Origin of the sequence: Oryzibacter oryziterrae, assembly GCF_021864535.1 — a bacterium.
Lineage (GTDB): Bacteria > Pseudomonadota > Alphaproteobacteria > Rhizobiales > Pleomorphomonadaceae > Pleomorphomonas > Pleomorphomonas oryziterrae.
The window spans coordinates 77,182-95,481 of record NZ_JAKJIC010000005.1; the positions used below are offsets into that span (position 1 = coordinate 77,182).

General features: G+C 67.8%; 12 protein-coding genes and 1 tRNA gene. 11 read left to right on the forward strand and 2 right to left on the reverse strand.

Going from position 1 to position 18,300, the window contains the following annotated elements; all coding sequences use genetic code 11:
* The first annotated feature begins 88 nt into the window (after positions 1–88).
* From L2I41_RS07305 to L2I41_RS07320, 4 genes are all read left to right on the forward strand, one after another.
* Positions 89–568, forward strand: a complete 480-nt coding sequence (locus L2I41_RS07305; RefSeq protein WP_237152874.1) for a GNAT family N-acetyltransferase — start codon at positions 89–91, stop codon at positions 566–568.
* A 108-nt stretch (positions 569–676) separates the two neighbouring features.
* Complete coding sequence (locus L2I41_RS07310) at positions 677–3,991, forward strand: transglutaminase family protein (RefSeq protein WP_237152875.1); 3,315 nt, start codon at positions 677–679, stop codon at positions 3,989–3,991.
* Positions 3,992–4,069: 78 nt separating this feature from the next.
* A complete protein-coding gene (locus L2I41_RS07315; RefSeq protein WP_237152876.1) occupies positions 4,070–6,589 on the forward strand; it encodes a circularly permuted type 2 ATP-grasp protein in 2,520 nt (839 codons plus the stop codon).
* Positions 6,586–7,518, forward strand: coding sequence for a transglutaminase family protein (locus L2I41_RS07320; RefSeq protein ID WP_237152877.1), 933 nt, complete (start codon positions 6,586–6,588; stop codon positions 7,516–7,518). Before L2I41_RS07315 ends, L2I41_RS07320 begins: the two co-directional genes overlap by 4 nt.
* Here L2I41_RS07320 and L2I41_RS07325 read toward each other — a convergent pair.
* Together L2I41_RS07325 and tsaD are read right to left on the reverse strand one after the other, a co-directional pair.
* On the reverse strand, positions 7,496–8,512 hold the full coding sequence (locus L2I41_RS07325) for an NAD(P)H-dependent glycerol-3-phosphate dehydrogenase (RefSeq protein ID WP_237152878.1): 1,017 nt from the start codon (positions 8,510–8,512) through the stop codon (positions 7,496–7,498). The two genes, L2I41_RS07320 and L2I41_RS07325, sit on opposite strands and share 23 nt — an antisense overlap.
* Entirely contained in the window at positions 8,509–9,591 is a 1,083-nt protein-coding gene (tsaD, locus tag L2I41_RS07330) for a tRNA (adenosine(37)-N6)-threonylcarbamoyltransferase complex transferase subunit TsaD (protein WP_237152879.1), read from the reverse strand. The genes L2I41_RS07325 and tsaD overlap by 4 nt, the downstream gene beginning before the upstream one ends.
* A 170-nt stretch (positions 9,592–9,761) precedes the next feature.
* On the opposite strand from tsaD, the gene hemC reads away from it, so the two are divergent.
* From hemC to L2I41_RS07365, 7 genes are all read left to right on the forward strand, one after another.
* The gene (gene hemC, locus L2I41_RS07335; RefSeq protein ID WP_237152880.1) at positions 9,762–10,682 is read left to right on the forward strand and encodes a hydroxymethylbilane synthase; all 921 of its coding nucleotides are present in this window, start codon (positions 9,762–9,764) and stop codon (positions 10,680–10,682) included.
* A 6-nt stretch (positions 10,683–10,688) separates the two neighbouring features.
* On the forward strand, positions 10,689–11,414 hold the full coding sequence (locus L2I41_RS07340; protein WP_237152881.1) for a uroporphyrinogen-III synthase: 726 nt from the start codon (positions 10,689–10,691) through the stop codon (positions 11,412–11,414).
* 57 nt (positions 11,415–11,471) lie between these two features.
* Complete coding sequence (locus L2I41_RS07345; protein WP_237152882.1) at positions 11,472–12,953, forward strand: hypothetical protein; 1,482 nt, start codon at positions 11,472–11,474, stop codon at positions 12,951–12,953.
* A 49-nt stretch (positions 12,954–13,002) separates the two neighbouring features.
* Entirely contained in the window at positions 13,003–14,592 is a 1,590-nt protein-coding gene (locus L2I41_RS07350) for a heme biosynthesis protein HemY (protein WP_237152883.1), read from the forward strand.
* A gap of 113 nt (positions 14,593–14,705) precedes the next feature.
* Positions 14,706–14,781 (forward strand) — tRNA-Thr (locus L2I41_RS07355).
* 1,023 nt (positions 14,782–15,804) lie between these two features.
* Positions 15,805–16,833 (forward strand): LacI family DNA-binding transcriptional regulator, encoded by a 1,029-nt coding sequence (locus L2I41_RS07360; protein ID WP_237152884.1) that lies wholly within the window; start codon positions 15,805–15,807, stop codon positions 16,831–16,833.
* A gap of 89 nt (positions 16,834–16,922) precedes the next feature.
* Positions 16,923–18,248 carry an ABC transporter substrate-binding protein gene (locus L2I41_RS07365; protein ID WP_237152885.1) on the forward strand — a complete coding sequence of 442 codons (1,326 nt, stop codon included), beginning with the start codon at positions 16,923–16,925 and terminating at the stop codon, positions 18,246–18,248.
* Positions 18,249–18,300: the final 52 nt, after the last annotated feature.

Here is an 18,300-nt window from a genome sequence, read left to right on the forward strand (position 1 = left end):
CCAAGGGCCGGGGATTCCCCGGCCTTTGTCTTGCCCGAACGGCTTCCATCGTGCATAGCGCAAGGGATAGCATTGCGGGGAAGATGCCATGACGATCACCATTGCTGCCCTCACCCAGAAAGACGCCCACAAGCTCGCGCCTCTGATCGCAGCCTATGCCCAGGCCATGAAGCGCGGCGCCCCGCGCCGGCCTGATGAATATTATGCCGAACTGCTGACCGAGGATAAGGCCGCCGAAGTTCTGGGCGCCTTCTTCGACGACGAACTCGTTGGTTTCGCCGTGTTCTTCGACCTGCCGGACACCATGTCCGGTCACCGCGTCGGTCACCTCGAGGACATCTACGTCCTCCCCAACTACCGCAATCGCGGCATCGGTCGGAAGTTCGTCGAGACCCTCAAGATCGAGGGGCAGAGCCGCGGCTGGGATCGCCTGCGCTGGGTCGTGCCGCGTCCGGTCGACGCCGCCGCCACGGGCCTGCCCACCGATTCCGCGCTTTACGACGAGATCGCCACGCTCTCGACCAGCAAGCTCTACGACATCGTCATCGATCCGCTGTCGGTAGCGTGATCGCATCAGCTTAAAACTTAGGCAGGCAAAGCCCAAGAGCCGGGCTTTGCCTGACAGCCCTTCTGTCATTACACTGCGCCACTTCAATTTACGCCGCAGGGAGACAGAATGGCCGTCCTGACGAAGCTGACCCACGTAACGCGCTATGTCTACGACCGGCCCGTCGTCCTCACCCCTCAGGTCATCCGGCTGCGTCCCGCGCCGCACAGCCGCACCGCCGTTCCCGCCTATTCGCTGAAGGTCACGCCGGAGCCGCACTTCGTCAACTGGCAGCAGGATCCGCACGGCAACTGGCTGGCCCGCTTCGTCTTTCCCGAACCGGCCACCGAATTCTCCGTCACGGTCGATCTTCTTGCCGAGATGGCGGTGATCAATCCCTTCGATTTCTTCATCGAAGACTATGCCGAGCATTTCCCCTTCACCTACAAGCCCGAGCTTGCCAAGGAGCTCGCGCCCTATCTCGAATGCGAGGGCGAGGGCGACCTGTTCGAGACCTATCTGGCCGCCATCCCGCGCGACAAGATGCAGACGACCAACTTCGTCGTCGCCGTCAATCAGGCGCTGCAGCAGCACATTTCCTACGAGATCCGCCTGGAACCGGGCGTGCAGACGCCCGAGGAGACGCTGGCCCGCAGGTCCGGTTCCTGCCGCGACACCGGCTGGCTGCTGGTCCAGCTGCTGCGCCGCCTCGGTCTCGCCGCCCGCTTCGTCTCCGGCTATCTCATCCAGCTCCGCCCCGACGTCAAATCGCTCGACGGCCCGTCCGGCACTGAGGTCGACTTCACCGACCTGCACGCCTGGTGCGAGGTCTATATCCCCGGCGCCGGCTGGATCGGCCTCGACCCCACCTCGGGCCTACTCACCGGCGAGGGCCACATTCCGCTGGCCGCCACGCCGCATTACGCCTCGGCCGCCCCCATCGTCGGCGCCTTCTCGGGGTCGCCCGAAACCAAGACCGAATTTGCCTTCGACATGCAGATTGCCCGTATCGACGAGCGGCCGCGCGTCACCTGGCCCTATTCGGATGAAGCCTGGCAGCGCCTGCTCGACCTCGGCGACAAGGTCGATGCCGATCTTGCCGCCGGTGACGTACGGCTCACCATGGGCGGCGAGCCCACCTTCGTCTCCATCGACGACTACCAGTCCGACGAATGGAACACCGCCGCCGTCGGCCCCACCAAGCGCGGCCTCGCCGACAGCCTGATCCGCAAGCTGTCCGACCGCTTCGCGCCCGGCGGCTTCCTGCATTACGGCCAGGGCAAGTGGTATCCCGGCGAGAGCCTGCCGCGCTGGACCTTCTCACTCTACTGGCGCAAGGACGGCAAGCCAATCTGGCGCAATCTCGATCTGGTCGCCCGCGAAAGCGCGCGGACGCCCGCCACCGCCGACAGTGCCGGCGATCTCCTGCGCGGCGTCGCCAAGCGTCTGGCCATTCCCGGCGACTTCGCAGTCCCCGCCTTTGAAGATCCGGCCCACTGGATCATGAAGGAAGCCGGCCTGCCGGAGAACGTCACCACCGAAGACAGCAAGCTCGAGAGCGCCGAGGAGCGGACGCGCATCGCCAAGGTGTTCAGCCACGGCCTCGGCACGCCCACCGGCTTCGTGCTGCCGATCCAGCGCTGGCAGACCAAGGCCGGCGTCGGCTGGGTGTCGGAACTGTGGCACTTCCGCCGCGGGCGTCTCTATCTCGTCCCCGGTGACTCGCCGGTTGGCTATCGCCTGCCGCTGAGTGCCCTGCCCTGGGTGCCGCCGTCGGCCTATCCCTTCCACGTGGATCGCGACACCTTCATGCAGCTGCAGGAGCTGCCGGATCCGGAGCACCTCAACAACGTCTACCAGCGCTCGCATGAAGTCTCGCCCGACGATCCGCGCGTCCAGCAGTGGATGACCGGGTCCGGTGCCGTGCGCACCGCCATGAGCGTCGAGCCGCGTGACGGGCGCCTGTGCGTCTTCATGCCGCCGGTCACCGGCATCGAGGACTATCTCGAACTTCTCGCCGCCATCGAGAACACCGCCGAAGAACTCGGCCTGCCCATTCACATCGAAGGCTACGCACCGCCCTTTGATCCACGCATCAACGTCATCCGCGTCGCCCCCGATCCCGGCGTCATCGAGGTGAACATCCATCCGGCCGCCAGCTGGAAGCAGTGTGTGGAGATCACCACCGGTGTCTACGAGGAGGCCCGCCTCACCCGGCTCGGCACCGACAAGTTCATGATCGACGGCCGCCACACCGGCACGGGCGGCGGCAACCACGTGGTGGTCGGCGGCTCCACGCCGGCCGACAGCCCCTTCCTGCGCCGGCCGGATCTGCTCAAGAGCCTCGTGCTCTACTGGCAGCGCCATCCGTCACTGAGCTACCTCTTCTCCGGCCTGTTCATCGGCCCCACCAGCCAGGCACCGCGCATCGACGAAGCCCGCCATGACGCGCTCTACGAGCTTGAGATCGCGCTGGCCCAGATCCCGCATCCGCAGTCCGGCTGGTTGCCGCCGCTGCCCTGGCTGACCGACCGCCTGTTCCGCAATCTCCTGACCGACGTCACCGGCAACACCCATCGCTCGGAGATCTGCATCGACAAGCTCTTCTCCCCCGACGGCCCCACCGGCCGCCTCGGGCTAGTGGAGTTCCGCTCCTTCGAGATGCCGCCGGACGCGCGCATGTCGCTCGCCCAGCAATTGCTGCTGCGCGCGCTGATCGCCTGGTTCTGGAAGGAGCCGCAAACCGGCGAGTTCGCCCGTCATGGCACCGATCTGCACGATCGCTTCATGCTCGAGCATTTCGTCTGGAAGGATTTCCTCGACGTGCTCGGCGACCTCACCCGCGCCGGCTATCCCATGGATCCGCTCTGGTACGACGCCCAGCGCGAGTTCCGCTTCCCCTATTTCGGCACCGTGGAGCGTCAGGGCGTGGCGCTCGAGATCCGCGGTGCGCTGGAACCCTGGCATGTCACCGGCGAAGAGGGCGCCGCAGGCGGCACCGTGCGCTACGTCGACAGCTCCGTCGAGCGCCTGCAGGCCAAGGTGCGCGGCTTCGATCCCGCCCGCCATATCCTCGCCTGCAACGGCCGGCATGTGCCCACCCTCTCCACCGGGACCAACGGCACCTATGTGGGCGGCGTCCGCTTCAAGGCCTGGCAGCCGGCCAGCGGCATCCACCCGGTCATTCCGGTCAACGCGCCGCTCACCTTCGAGATCATCGACCGGTGGTCGCAACGCTCCCTTGGCGGCTGCGTCTATCACGTCGCCCATCCCGGCGGCCGCAACTACGACACCTATCCGGTCAACTCCTACGAGGCCGAAGCGCGCCGCCTCACCCGCTTCCAGGATTTCGGCCACTCGGTCGGCGTCGCCCATGTTCCTCAGGAAGAACGCCCCGGCGCCTTCCCGGCAACACTCGATCTGCGCCGTCCAGCGCGGATTTGAGCTTTTCCGCCGTGCAAAGCCCGGGCAAGTGCGTACAAACCGCTTGCCCAACGCTTCGCGACCGGAAATATTTGACCAATGAGTCAGACGCAGAAGCAGAACTCCGGCGCGACCGAGCCGCGGCCGGGCAAAACCGGCTGGGTGAAGTCGGTCCTTGCCTCCTATGCGCCCCTGCCCGGCGCATGGGACGAGATGATGCAGCCCGACGGCGGCATCCGCGCGCCCTGGGATCGCTTCCTCGGCCTCGTCGCCTCGCAGACCAAGGCGCAGCTCTCCGAGGCCTTTTCCTCGGCCGAGCAGCACCTGCGCGATTCCGGCGTCTTCTTCCGCGCCTATGACGATCCGGCCGGCGGCGAACGCCCCTGGCCGCTCGCCCCGCTGCCGCTGCTCATTGCCCCCACCGAATGGGAGGCGCTGAAGACCGGTGTCATCCAGCGCGCGCGCCTCGCCGAAGCCGTCCTGTCCGACGTCTATGGCGAGGGGCGTCTCATCCGCGACGGCGTAATGCCCGCCGCCGTCGTCGCCGGCAGTCCGAATTTCCTCCGCCCCCTCGTCGGCATCAAGCCCAAGGGTGGCCGCCACCTGCGCTTCTATGCCGTGGATATCGGCCGCGGCCCGGACGGTCGCTGGTGGGTGCTGTCCGATCGCGCCCAGGCCCCCTCGGGCGCCGGCTATGCACTCGAAAACCGCATCGCCATTTCCCGCGCCCTGCCCGACATGACGCGCAACCTGAATGTCGACCGGCTCGCCTCCTTTTTCCAGGCCTTCCGCGACGAACTCTCAGCGCTCAATGCCGGCGCCGAAGCGCGCGTCGGCCTGCTGACCCCCGGCCCGCTCAACGAAACCTATTTCGAACACGCCTATCTCGCGCGCTATCTCGGTTTCCTGCTCGTCGAGGGCGCCGACCTCACGGTGCGCGACAATGCCGTCTACGTGCGCACCGTCTCCGGCCTGAAGCGTGTCGACGTGCTCTGGCGCCGCCTCGACGGCGACTTCACCGACCCGCTCGAACTGAAGAACACGTCCCAGATCGGCGTGCCCGGGCTCGTCCAGGCCATCCGCCGGCAGGAAGTCTCCGTCACCAATGCGCTCGGCTCCGGCGTCATCGAATCGCGCGCACTGATGGGCTTCTTCCCCGCGCTCGCCAAGCACATCCTCGGCGAGGACCTGCTCCTGCCCAACCTCGCCACCTGGTGGTGCGGTCAGGAGACCGAGCGCAACGCCGTGCTGGCGGGCTTTGACAAGATGGCCATCGCCTCCGCCTTCGAGGGACGGCTCGCCGGTTTCAAGACCGACAGCATGGTCGGCGCGGCCATGTCGCCGGAAACGCGCGCCGCCGTCACCGCCCAGATCCGCGCCCGCGGCATGGACGTGGTCGGCCAGGAGGACGTGCGCCTGTCCACCATGCCGGTCTGGGACGGCGAGAAGCTGATCCCGCGCCCCTTCGTGCTGCGTCTCTTCGTTGCCGCCACCGGCGACGGCGACTGGACCGTGATGCCCGGCGGCTTCTGCCGCATCTCCGGCAGCGAGGACCCGCGCTTCGTGTCGCTGCAGGCGGGTGCCCGCACTTCCGATGTCTGGGTGCTGTCCGAAGGCACGGTCACCGAGACCTCGCTGCTGCCCCAGCCCGATCGCGTGCCGATCCGCCGCACCACCGGCACGCTGCCGAGCCGCTCGGCCGACAATCTCTTCTGGCTCGCCCGCTATCTCGAGCGCTCCGAGGCCAGCCTGCGCCTCGTCCGCGCTCTTCTGGCGCGCCTCATCGAGGCCGGCGCCGACAATGACAACCCGCTGGTGCACCATCTGGTCGCCCATCTGAAGTTCATCGACGCCCTCGACGCCGGGTTCGAAGGCACGCCGGTAGCCGCGGCACTCGCCACCCTGTCGCAGGTCGGCCCCACCTCGGGCATGCCCTTCCTCACCAGTGCCGCCCGCAGTGCCAGCTCCGCCATCCGCGATCGCCTGGCACCCGACGCCTTCCAGTCGGTGATGGAAATCGCCCAGCTCTTCTCCGAACTGAAGCTGCGCCGCCTGAGCCCGGCCCAGGCGCTCGACGAAGTCAACAACGGCCTGCGCCGCATCTCCGCCTTCGCCGGGCTTGCCTCGGAGAACATGAACCGCGCCATGGGCTGGCGCTTTCTCGATCTCGGTCGCCGCATCGAACGCGCCATGACCACCACGCGCTTCGTCCGCCAGTTCGCCTATGACGATCCGAGCCCGGACGCGCTGGATCTGGCGCTGGAACTGGGCGACAGCCAGATCACCTATCGCTGGCGCTACGCCATGCGCGCCGCCGCCAATCCGGTGCGTGACTTGCTGGTGCTCGACCCGGCCAATCCCCGCTCGGTCGCCTTCCAGGTGGAGCGCATCGTCGAGCATCTGGAGACCCTGCCGGCCACCACCGTCGACGGCCGGCCCGTCGATCTGTTGCGCCACGCCCGCAAGCTGAATTCCAAGTTGGCCAACCAGCCGGTCGAAGGCCTGACCTCCGGCGGCATCGACAAGATTTCCGTCAAGCTGGCCCGCCTCTCCAACGGTATCGCCGAGCGCTTCTTCACCCAGCGGCCGACCGCCTATCTACCGGAAGAATTCGAATGATCTACGAGGTTCGCCAGCAGACGCTCTATCGCTATGGCGCGCCGGTGCCCTTCTCGCGCCAGGTTGCCCATCAGCTCCCGATCAGCCGGGCCGGCCAGATCGTGCTGGACGCCGATCTCGACATCTCCCCCGAGCCCGCCGAGCGCTTCGACCTCAGCGACTTCTTCGGCAACAGGATCACCCATTTCGCCTTCGATCGCGGCCATGACCATCTGACCGTGACCCTGACCGCCCGGGTCGAGGTGCTGCCGGCGCAATCCCTGCTCGAACGGCTGACCCTGCCCTGGGAGGCCGTGCGCGCCGCCGCCGTCGCCAGCACCGACCTTGGCCCGGACTCGCCGGCGCACATGCTGTTCGCCTCACCGAGCGTCGATCTCTCGGCCCCCATCACCGCCTATGCCGCCCTGAGCCTTGCGCCGGGCCGCACCATGCTCGACGCCGCCGTCGACCTCATGAAGCGCATCAAGGCCGATTTCCGCTATGTCCCCGGCGCCACCGACGCCCGCACCCGCCCGTCCGAGGCCTTTGCTGCCCGCAAGGGCGTGTGCCAGGATTTCGCCCATGTGATGATCGCCGGCCTGCGCGGCCAGTCGCTGCCCGCCCGCTATGTCAGCGGCTATCTGCGCACAGAACCGCCCAAGGGCCAGCCGCGTCTGGAAGGCGCCGACGCCACCCACGCCTGGGTCGAGGTCTGGTGCGGCCCGGAGGCTGGCTGGATCGGCTTCGACCCCACCAACGGCATCCTCGCCGGCGAGGATCACGTGGTGCTGGCCGTCGGCCGCGACTATTCCGACGTGTCGCCGCTGGAAGGCGTCATCGTCGCCTATGGCGATCACAGTCTCGAAGTGAAGGTCGACGTCATTCCGCACGGGCGGCGGCCGTCCGAGGACGTCGCCTCGCTCCCTGTTACGACGCGTCCTCGCGCTTGAGCGGTCGCGACATCAGCCGTTCGATCGCGCCGTTCACATCAATCCGCCCGGACAGCACATCGGCCACCGCCGACATGATCGGCACCTCGATGCCGAAGGAGCGCGCGCGCGTCACGGCAATCTCCGCCGTGGCCGCCCCTTCCGCCAGTTTGCCGAAGCTCGCAGGATCGACGCCCTGCCCGATCGACATGCCGAAGGCATAGTTGCGCGATTGGCCCGACCCGCAGGTCAGCATCAGGTCGCCAAGGCCGGAGAGCCCCATCAGCGTCTCCGACTTGGCCCCGAAAGCCGCCGCCAGCCGCCGCATTTCCACAAAGCCGCGCGTGATCACCGCCGCCTGCGCCGAGGCGCCGAGCCCCCGACCGATCACCACGCCGGCCGCGATTGCCAGCACATTCTTGATCGCCCCACCCAACTGCACGCCCACCATGTCGGACGCCGCATAGGGGCGAAATCCCGGACCGGCCAGCAGATAGGCGAGCACCTCGGCAAGCGCGATGTCGTCCGCCGCGATCGTCACCGCGGTGGGGAGCCCCCGCGCCAGATCCTCGGCAAATCCCGGTCCCGACAGCACCGCCACCGGACCGCTCTGGAAGCCGTAGGAGATCACCTCGGTCAGCAGGAAACCGCTCTCCCGCTCGATCCCCTTTGCGCAAGTCACCACCACCGTGCCGGGCCTCAGCACGTCGGCAATGTCGGCCACCGCCGCCCGCGTCGCCTGCGCCGGCACGGCCAGGAGCAGCACGTCGGCGGCTCTCAGCGCCGCCACATCGGTCGAGGCCAGCACCGTGTCCGGAAACTGCGCCATCGGCAGCACCGGCGAGCGCCGCGTCCGGTTGATCGCCTCGATCACCTCGCCATTGCGCCCCACCAGCAGCACCCGATGGCCGGCGCGCGCCGAGGTCAGCGCAAGGGCCGATCCCCAGGCCCCGGCCCCCAGCACCCCGATCACGGCCGGACGATCGTCCATCCCCTGGCTCTGGTCCTGCGTCATGCCTTGGCCCCCAGTCGTCCCTTGCCGATCAACGGTTCGGCCGCACTGTCGAGTGGCCAGCGCGGGCGGGCCGCCACGTCGAGCCCGTCGCGGAAGCCGAGTGCGAAGCGCTCGGCCCCGGTCCAGGCGATCATCGCGCCATTGTCGGTGCAGAGCTTGCCCGGCGGCACCACCAGCCGCCCGCCATGCGCCGTCAACACCGCTTCGAGGCGGGCCCGGATCGCCTTGTTGGCAGCGACACCGCCGGCCACCACCAGCGTCGGCGAACCGCCGGTTTCCGCCGAAAATGGCCCGAGCGCCACGCCGACCCGGTCGGCCACCACGTCGGCCACCGCCACCTGGAAGGCCGCACAGAGATCGGCCACGTCCTGTTGCGACATGGGGGCCGCCGCCGTCGCCTCGAGGCGCACGGCGGTCTTGAGGCCGGAGAAGGAGAAATTCGGTTCCTTGCGCCCCAGGAGAGGCCGCGGCAGGGTGAAGCGCTCGGCATTGCCGAGGGCGGCCATGCGCTCCACTTCGGGACCGCCGGGATAGCCGAGCTGCAAGAGTTTCGCCGTCTTGTCGAAGGCCTCGCCCAGCGCGTCGTCGATGGTCGTGCCGATGCGCCTGTATTGCCCGACGCCATCGACCCGCAGGATCTGGCTATGTCCGCCGGACACCAGCAGCAGCAGGTAGGGAAACGCGACGCTGTCGGTAAGCCGCGCCGTCAGCGCGTGCCCTTCCAGGTGATTGACGGCGATCAGCGGCTTGCCTGCGCCCAGGGCCAACGCCTTGGCCGTCATCAGCCCCACCAGAACGCCGCCGATCAGACCGGGGCCCGCCGTCGCGGCGATGGCGTCGATCTCGGCCAGCGTCACACCGGCGTCCTCAAGGGCGGCACGCACCACGCCGTCCATCACATCCACATGCGCCCGCGCCGCGATCTCCGGCACCACGCCGCCGAAGGCCGCATGTTCCTCGATCTGCGACAGCACCACGTTGGAGAGAATGCGCCCGCGCCCGTCGGCAGAGCGCGCCACCACCGCCGCGGCCGTCTCGTCGCAGCTGCTTTCCAATCCGAGGATCAGCGTCTCGCCCATCAGCATCCAACCAAAGTTCGCCAGCCAAACAACGCCTTCCGCCCGCGTCGGGGTTTTCTTGCGCGCCGGCCCGTCGTATAGGAGCGCCAGAGAGTTCAAGGTCCGCTGCAGAAATAGGGGCGATCCATCGCCGGCTCCTGCGGCAGGCTGTATCATCGAGGTCTGGCCCGGTGCAACCCAAACCCATCCGTATCGGTACGCGCGGCAGCCCGCTGGCGCTGGCCCAGGCCCACGAAGTCCGTCAGAAGCTCCTGGATGCCCTCGGCGCCGACGCACCGGACATCGAGATCGTCGTGCTCAGCACCGCCGGCGACCGCATCCAGGATCGGGCGCTGGCCGAGGTCGGCGGCAAGGGCCTTTTCACCGAGGAAATCGAAGCCGGGCTCCTCGACGGCTCGCTCGACCTCGCCGTGCACTCCTCCAAGGACATGCCGACCGTGCTGCCCGAAGGGCTGGTGCTCGATCATTTCCTGCCGCGCGAAGACGTGCGCGACGCCTTCATCTCGCTGAAATACCCCACGCTTGACGCCCTGCCGGCGGGCGCCGTGGTCGGCACCGCCTCGCTGAGGCGCCAGGCCATGGTGCGGCGCCTGCGCCCCGACCTTGAGGTCGTCACCTATCGCGGCAACGTGCAGACCCGCCTGCGCAAACTGTCCGAAGGCGTGGTCGATGCCACCCTGCTGGCCATGGCCGGCCTCAATCGCCTCGGCATGGCCCATGTCGCCACCGCCATCCTCGACCCCGAGACCTTTCCGCCCGCCGTCGGTCAGGGCGCCATCGGCATCGAGACCCGCGCGGGCGACCGCCGCATCGCCGAGCTTCTCGATCGCATCCACCACCCCGCCACCGGCCTGGCGCTTGCCACCGAACGCGCCTTCCTGCGCACTCTCGATGGTTCCTGCCGCACGCCGATCGCCGGCCATGCCACCATCTCCGGTGCGTCCATCCATCTGCGCGGCCTCATTCTGACGCCCGACGGCGTCACCGCGCATTCAGGAGAGGCCACCGGCACCGATCCGGAAGCCCTCGGCATCGCGCTGGGCGAACGGCTCAAGGCGCTCGGCGGTCCCGATTTCTTCCGGGGACACTGACCGATCATGCGGCTCCTCGTCCTGCGTCCCGAGCCGCAAGCCAGCGCCCTTGTGGCAACCCTCGCCGCCCATGGCATCGACGCGCTTGCCGATCCCATGCTGGACATCATCCCCGAGCCCGATCTGGTGAGGGCGATCGCCGCCCATCCCCGGCCCGACGCCCTCGCCTTCACTTCCGCCAACGCGTTGCGCGCCCTGCCTGGCGGCGCGCTGCCGGCCGCCTGGCTCGCCATCCCCGCCTTCTGCGTCGGGGAGGCCACGGCGCGTGCCGCCCGGGCCGCCGGCTTTGCCGATGTTCGCGCGTCGGCCGGCACCGCTGCCGACCTCGCCTTGAGCCTGCGCGCTTCGGGCCTCGGCCACGTCCTGCATCTGGTTGGTCGCGACCAGACCGGCGACCTCGCCGCCGGCCTTTGCGAGGCCGGACTTTCGGCGCAGTCGCTGATCGTCTACCGGGCCGAAATGCGCGACGACCTCGCCCCGGCCACCTGGGCTGGCCTTCAAATGCGCACATTTGCCGGTCTCATTGTTGCCTCTCAGCGCAGTGCGCAAGGATTTTTCAAGATTCTTCAGTCCAAGGATCGTCTCGACCTCCTGAACGATCTGGTGTTGATTGCCATTTCGGAGGCCGCCGCAGCGCCGCTGACGGACCGGTGCCATCGCACGGTGATCGCCACTGAGCCCAATGGCGATGCCTTGTTGCGGGCAGCGGTTGCGCTCGGCAGCGACAGTTGAAATAGTTGGTGGGACAAGCGGCGACAGGCCGGGAGCGAGCGGGAAGGAAATCGAGACATGCAGTCCGACAGCGATCGCAAGACCGACGAGACGCCCGAAGGGGCCCGCCGCCGCAAATCCAAGCCCCCGATCATCGATCTCACGGCCACCGAAGTGACCCCACCGCCCTCTGTGGAGGCGCCGGCCCAACCCGACGCACCGGTCGCCGCGGATACCCCGCCCGCCGAATCGGCCGAGGCCACCACTCCGTCACCGGTCGAACCGACCGAGCAAACCGCAGGAGCTGACACGGCGCCGTCGATGGAAGCCGCCGCCGGCCCCGATGGCACAGCCGCGCCAGACCAGGCCGATCCGCCGGCGCAAGACGCGGCGCCCACCGATGCTCCAATCGAAGGCCCGGTCCTGACCGACCCGTTGCCAAAGGCCGACCCCAAGCCCGCGACGTCCGATTCGCAGCCGGGCAGCGGATTTGCCGCCGCCCTTGTGGGCGCCCTCCTGGGTGGCGCCATCGCCCTTGGCGGGGCCTACGGCCTGATCGCGTCCGATCTTCTCACCCTGCCGAACCCGCAGCCGCCGCAGACCCAGGCGAGCGCCATCGACCTGACGCCGATCCAGGCCGAACTCGACAAGCTCGCAGGCCGCCTCGACGCCCTCAACGGCAGCGGTGCGGCGTCCCCGCTCGACCAGCGCGTGGCCAGCCTCGAAGAAGCCCTGAAGGCCGCGCCCGTCGGCCCCGGCAGCGATGTTGCCGCCCTGCGCAAGGCCGTCGACGATCTCACAGCCCGCGTCAGCAGCACGCAGGCCGGCGCCCCCGACGTCAAACCCGAGCTCGACGCGATCAAGACCGATCTCGCCGCGCTGAAGGCCGCTCCGCCCGCCGTGGCGCCCGAGCGGGTTGCAGCCCTCGAAGGCCGGCTCGCGTCCCTCTCCGACAAGCTCGACGCTGCCGCCGCGGCGAGCACCGCCCTGGCCGAGCGCGTCAGCACCATCGAGGCGCGCCTTGCGGCGGGACCGAAGGGCGGGGAGATCGCCGCCCTCTCGCTTGCCGTCACCAGCCTCTCATCCAAGATCGCCAGCGGCGCGTCCTTCGAGCCCGAGTTTGCCCTGGTCGCCGCCGCCGTGCCCGACCTGCCCGATCTCGACAGCCTGAAGCCGCTCGCCGCCATCGGCGTCCCAACCCAGGACCAGCTGCTCGCCAGCCTGCCCAAGGAAGCCATGGCCGCCGCCCGCCCTGTTGATGCCGGCAACGGCGTCATCGAAGGGCTGATGTCCAGCGCCAAGTCCCTGGTCAACTATCGCGAGACCGGCTCGGGCACCACCGATCCCCTGTCGCAGTCCATCGAAGCCATCGTGACGGCCCTCAAGGCCGGCGACTATCCGGCTGCCGCCGCGGCGGCCGACCAGTTGCCCGCCTGGGCCAAGCCTGCGGCGGCCGAGTGGCGCCAGAGCCTCGACGCCCGCGTCGCCGCCGATCGCACGGTCGCCGCCCTCACGGCGCGCGTGCTCAAGCGCCTCCAGTCGCCGGCGGAGGGCCAATGACCCGCACCCTCTTCATTTCGCGCCCGCCCATGACGGAAAGGACCGGCCCATGATCCGGATACTCATTTCAGTCGCGGTCCTGTTTGCCGCCGTCTTCGCCTTCGATCGCCTGGGTGCGGTCCCCGTCTCGGTCACCGTCGCCTGGCCCACCGGCACGGCCGCGCCGCCGCTGCGCGTCATCGTCGTCGGCGCGCTCGTCTTCGCCGCCCTTTCGGTGATCGGCTGGCGCCTCGTCAGCCTGGTCTGGCGCTCGCCGCAGAACCTGCGCGGCTTCTTTGCCGGCCGCCGCCGCGACCGCGGCTACCGCGCCCTGTCGCGCGGCATGATCGCCGTCGGCTCGGGCGATTTCCGTCTCGCCCAGCGCGAGGCGGTCGAAGCGGGCCGCTATCTCGACCGTGAACCGCTCGTCATGCTGCTCGACGCCCAGGCGGCCCAGCTCGAAGGCCGCAGCGACAGCGCCCGTTCCGCCTTCAACCGCATGCTGGCCGATCCGGGCACGCGCCTGCTCGGGCTGCGCGGCCTCTTCATCGAAGCCACCCGCGCCGGTGAGCTGGAAGCGGCCCGCCAATATGCCGCCGAAGCCCACAAGCTCAGCCCCGGCATTCCCTGGGCCGGCACGGCGATGATGGAATATCTCTCCGCCGACCGCGACTGGGCCGGCGCGCTGGCTGTTCTCGACACCTCGGCGGCCAGCCGCCTGGTGGGCAAGGCCGAAACGCGCCGCCTGCGCGCGGTACTGCTCACCGCCCGCGCCCTCGAGGCCGAGGACGGCGAGCCCGACAAGGCCCGCAGCTTCGCCCTCGAAGCCCATCGCATCGCCCCAGACTTCGTGCCGGCCACCGTTGTCGCCGCCCGCTGCCTCACCCGCCAGCTGGATGCGCGCAAGGCGGCCAAGGTCATCGAGACCACCTGGAAGCTCGCCCCGCATCCCGAGCTCGCCGAGGTCTACCTGCACGTCCGCACCGGTGATTCGGCCATCGACCGGCTGAAGCGCGCCCGCATGCTCTCTGCGGCCAAGCCCCACCATGTGGAAGGTGCGCTCGCCATCGCCCGCGCCGCCCTCGACGCCCGCGAGTTCACCGTCGCCCGCGACGAACTGTCCAAGGCGCTGCGTCAGGCGCCCACCCAGCGCGTCTGCCTGATGATGGCCGAGCTCGAGGAGACGGAAAGCGGCGATCCCGGCCGCGTGCGCGAATGGCTCGGTCGGGCCGTCCGCGCCCCGCGCGACGAAGCCTGGACCGCCGACGGCGTGGTGCTGGACAGCTGGCAGCCGTCCTCTCCGGTCACCGGTCGCCTCGACGCGGTGGAATGGAAGGTGCCGGTCGCCAGCGACAGCGGCGTCACCGAACTCGATGGCTCCGATCTGGCCGAGCTTGCCGTGCGCAAGGTCGCCCCGCCGGCGCCCCCTTCGGACACGCCCCCGCCAGATGACACCGCCATTGTCATCGACGCCGCGCCCGTCGACACCCCGGCCTCTGGCGGGACCGCCGCAGCCGCCACCCAGGCGGCAACGCAGCCGGCTGCCAGCACGGGCAACGACACCGACCGGGACTTTCCCCGCAAGCCGCCCGACGATCCCGGCCCGGCCAACGGCCGCGGTTTGACCCGCAGCCTGACCCCAGATCCGGCCTTCCATTGACGGCTTTCATTTTTCTCGGACGCGGCGCTTGAAATTCGGCGAGGATGCCGGTATCAACGCCGCGTTCGCACAGACCGCCGCGCGCCAAGGCTTCGGTTCGGTTTGCGCTAGATGCCGCAGTAGCTCAGCTGGTAGAGCACGTCATTCGTAATGATGGGGTCGGGGGTTCGAGTCCCTTCTGCGGCACCACTTTTCCAAAGATGATATCGAGTTTCAGAGGCCAGGCTTTGCCGGCCTTGTCCGCGTTTCGACGCGCGCATGACGCCTGCGGCCGATGACGCGAGCTGGACACTGGGGCAACCGGCGCAAAGAGTGCACACGCTCGAAAGCAAGGATCACGGCGAGCCGAACGGCAGTTCGTGCATGACGCCCCTGATGCCGTGATCTCGGCCGGCACGATCGGCGCCCGGCACAAGGCGGAACGCCACCGTCTGGCAGACGAGAGCATTGCGGCACTGGCCAGAGAAGCCCGAAGCCTTCCGAAGACGACCGGCCAGCCTCCGCGCCGGAAGCCCTGAGCGCCAGATTGGACTGCGCCTGTCCTCTATAGAGCTGTCACCATCAGATAAAGCCCGGTCGCCCACCCTTGCGATCACGGCCTTCGCCCCGAGTGGCTGTCTCGTTAATTCATGCAAATATTATTATTCACAATCGCTCGCAAATATTTCAAATCGCTTTGATTTTTGCCGCAGCGCCAGGGGTCCATTCAAACGTTTCGCGCGCCTGGCGCCATGATTGTCCAAGCGAAGCACAATCACGCATCCGGATATTTTCCGCAGTTCTCTGGGTATTTTTTACGGACGCTGCCTGCAAGCTTGGCTTGACTCCTCGGCAAAGTTGGGTCAATCATCCTTTCAAAGCGCTTAGAATTTCAAGATCTGCGCCATCGTTGAAGCTAATTTCAACGTCTGGCGAGGACAGGGAATCGCCAGAGCCGACTTCGGGGGGAGTTCGACAGATGCGGGAAGGGCCACGCCCTGATCAGTCGTACGGCATTGTCCGGCCACAGGGCGAAGCTGAGCCGCTTCCGGCGATGCGTTCTGGCACCACGCCACGCCCAAAGGCCATTGTCCGGACAGCGTGGGCCGCTCGCCAGGCGCGCAGATACGACGGCAAGGCCCCCATCAGCGGCCACCTAAGCATTCGCCACAGGCGCGCCCCTCTTGCACCCATGCCGACATGATGATACATCGTGGAACCGCTTCCACGCTCATGGCAGTCCCCTTCATGCGCCCGACCATCAAGGACATCGCGGAAAAGACTGGCGTCGGTCTCGGCACCGTATCCCGGGTGCTGAACGACAGCCCGCGCGTGTCCAAGGGAACCCGGGACAAGGTCCTGTCAGCCATTGCCGAACTGAATTACGTGCCGAGCCCTGCCGCTCGCGGCCTGTCGCTGGGCAAGACGCTGACGCTTGCGGTCATCGTGCCCTTCTTCACCCGTTCGGCCTTCGTCGAGCGCCTGCACGGTGTCGAGAACACCACCGCCGACAGCAAATACGACCTCGTCATCTACAACGTCGAATCGGCAGAGAAGCGCGACCGCTATTTCCGCACCGTGCCCGACCGCCGCCGCGTCGACGGGATGATCATCATCTCCCTGTCGCCGTCCGAGGCCGACCGTCGGCATCTTGGCAAGTCCGGCGTGCCCACCGTCTTTCTTGATGTGAACGGCGCGCCCTCGCTGGGCTTCGATCGCATCCTCATCGACGATGTCGAAGGCGGACGCCTCGCCACCGAGCATCTGATCTCGCTCGGCCACACCCATATCGGCTTCCTGGGCGACGTGCCGCAGGAAGGCTTCAACCACACCTCCAGCAGCGACCGCCATGCCGGCTATTGCCGCGCGCTCACCGCGGCCGGCCTGCCCATCGTCGAGGCCTATCGCACCGACGGCGTCTTCGGTCGCCACATTGCACGCGAACTGTCGAGCCGCATGCTGTCGCAGCCCGATCGTCCGACGGCCATTTTTGCCTCCAACGACACCCAGGCCATGGGCGTCCTGGAAGCGGCCCGCGACCTTGGCCTGCGCGTGCCCGAGGATCTCTCCGTCGTCGGCTATGACGACATCGAAATGGCCGAGTATCTCGGCCTCACCACCGTTCACCAACCGCTTTTCGAATCCGGCAAGCTCAGCGTCGACACCCTGCTCCAGCGGATCGAGGACCCGTCAAGGCAGCCCGTCACCTCCACGCTTGCCGTCGAGCTCATCGTGCGCAGGACAACCGCTCCGCCACGCTGACGGCGTCGCCGCTTCCCTCGGGAGGGGAGGCGTCAAACCGGCGCTTGTGCGCCAAATGTTGAAGAAACCCAGGAATGGGGGAGGATGAGATGAAAATGACTTCGCTGAAAGCTTGCCTTTTGGCTTCGGCTGTCGCCACCTTCGGCGTCGTCGGCGCTGCCTATGCCGCCGACAACGTGCCGGCCGAACTCTCCGACGCGCTCGCCGGCAAGCTCAAGGGCACCAAGATCACCGCCTTCGGCCCCTTCACGGCCGGCGATGAAGTTCGTTTCAACGACACGATGAAGGCCTTCGAGGAAGCCACCGGCATCGACATCCAGTATGAAGGCTCCAAGCAGTTCGAGGCGACCATTGCCACGCGCTCCGACGCCGGCAACCCGCCCGACATCGCCGACTTCCCGCAGCCCGGCCTGCTCGCCAACTTCGCCAAGGCCGGCAAGCTGGTCGATCTCAGCGCCAGCAAGGACTATTTCCTGCAGCAGTATATCCCGAGCTGGGTCGACATGGCCACAAAGGCCGGCAAGGACGGCAAGCCCGGCATCTACGGCGTGTGGGAACGCGTGAACGTCAAGAGCCTGGTGTGGTATCCCAAGAAGGCCTTCGACGACGCCGGCTACAAGGTCCCCACCACCTGGGACGAACTGCAGAAGCTGCAGGACCAGATCGTCTCCGACGGTGACACCCCCTGGTGCGTCGGCATCGAATCGGGCGCTGCCACCGGCTGGCCCGCCACCGACTGGCTCGAAGAGATGATGCTGCGCACCACCTCGCTCGAGAATTACGACGCCTGGACCGAAGGCAAGCTGCCCTTCGCCTCGCCGGAAGTGAAGAAGGCCGCCGAGACCTTCGGCAAGATCTGGCTTGACGACAAGAACGTCTACGGCGGCCGCAAGGGCATCGTGTCCACCAGCTTCGGCGACGCGCCCGGCCCGATGTTCGCCGAGCCGCCCAAGTGCTGGCTGCACAAGCAGGGCAACTTCATCGCCGCCTTCTTCCCGGAAAAGGCCAAGGCCGGCGTTGATTACTCCTTCTTCTACCTGCCGGGCATCGACCCCGCCTATGGCAAGCCGGTAGAAGTGGGTGGCGACATCTGGGGCGCCTTCAACGACCGTCCGGAAGTGCGCGCGCTCATGCAGTATTTCGCCAAGGCCGAGCATCTGAAGTCCTGGCTGGCCGTCGGTGGCGCCATCGCGCCGCAGAAGGACGTCGACCTCAAGTGGTACGTCAATGACGTCGACCGCGGCGTGGCCGAGGTTCTGGGCGGCGCCACCTCCGTCCGCTTCGACGGTTCGGACCTGATGCCGGGTGAAGTCGGCGCCGGCTCGTTCTGGAAGGAAATGACCGCCTGGATCTCCGGTACCGAGGATCTGGACACGGCCCTCAAGAACATCGACGCGTCCTGGCCGAAGAAGTAACCTCTGACGCCCAAGGAGTCCCCGCCTTCAGGGGCGGGGACTTCCAACAATC

What these genes read in the sequence shown, in the direction of transcription:
- L2I41_RS07310 (WP_237152875.1), top strand. Translation starts at nt 677, where the DNA reads ATGGCCGTCCTGACGAAGCTGACCCACGTAACGCGCTATGTCTACGAC.
- L2I41_RS07305 (WP_237152874.1), top strand. Translation starts at nt 89, where the DNA reads ATGACGATCACCATTGCTGCCCTCACCCAGAAAGACGCCCACAAGCTC.
- L2I41_RS07325 (WP_237152878.1), bottom strand. Translation starts at nt 8,512, where the DNA reads ATGACGCAGGACCAGAGCCAGGGGATGGACGATCGTCCGGCCGTGATC.
- L2I41_RS07360 (WP_237152884.1), top strand. Translation starts at nt 15,805, where the DNA reads ATGGCAGTCCCCTTCATGCGCCCGACCATCAAGGACATCGCGGAAAAG.
- L2I41_RS07345 (WP_237152882.1), top strand. Translation starts at nt 11,472, where the DNA reads ATGCAGTCCGACAGCGATCGCAAGACCGACGAGACGCCCGAAGGGGCC.
- L2I41_RS07320 (WP_237152877.1), top strand. Translation starts at nt 6,586, where the DNA reads ATGATCTACGAGGTTCGCCAGCAGACGCTCTATCGCTATGGCGCGCCG.
- L2I41_RS07315 (WP_237152876.1), top strand. Translation starts at nt 4,070, where the DNA reads ATGAGTCAGACGCAGAAGCAGAACTCCGGCGCGACCGAGCCGCGGCCG.
- L2I41_RS07365 (WP_237152885.1), top strand. Translation starts at nt 16,923, where the DNA reads ATGAAAATGACTTCGCTGAAAGCTTGCCTTTTGGCTTCGGCTGTCGCC.
- tsaD (WP_237152879.1), bottom strand. Translation starts at nt 9,591, where the DNA reads ATGGGCGAGACGCTGATCCTCGGATTGGAAAGCAGCTGCGACGAGACG.
- L2I41_RS07340 (WP_237152881.1), top strand. Translation starts at nt 10,689, where the DNA reads ATGCGGCTCCTCGTCCTGCGTCCCGAGCCGCAAGCCAGCGCCCTTGTG.
- L2I41_RS07350 (WP_237152883.1), top strand. Translation starts at nt 13,003, where the DNA reads ATGATCCGGATACTCATTTCAGTCGCGGTCCTGTTTGCCGCCGTCTTC.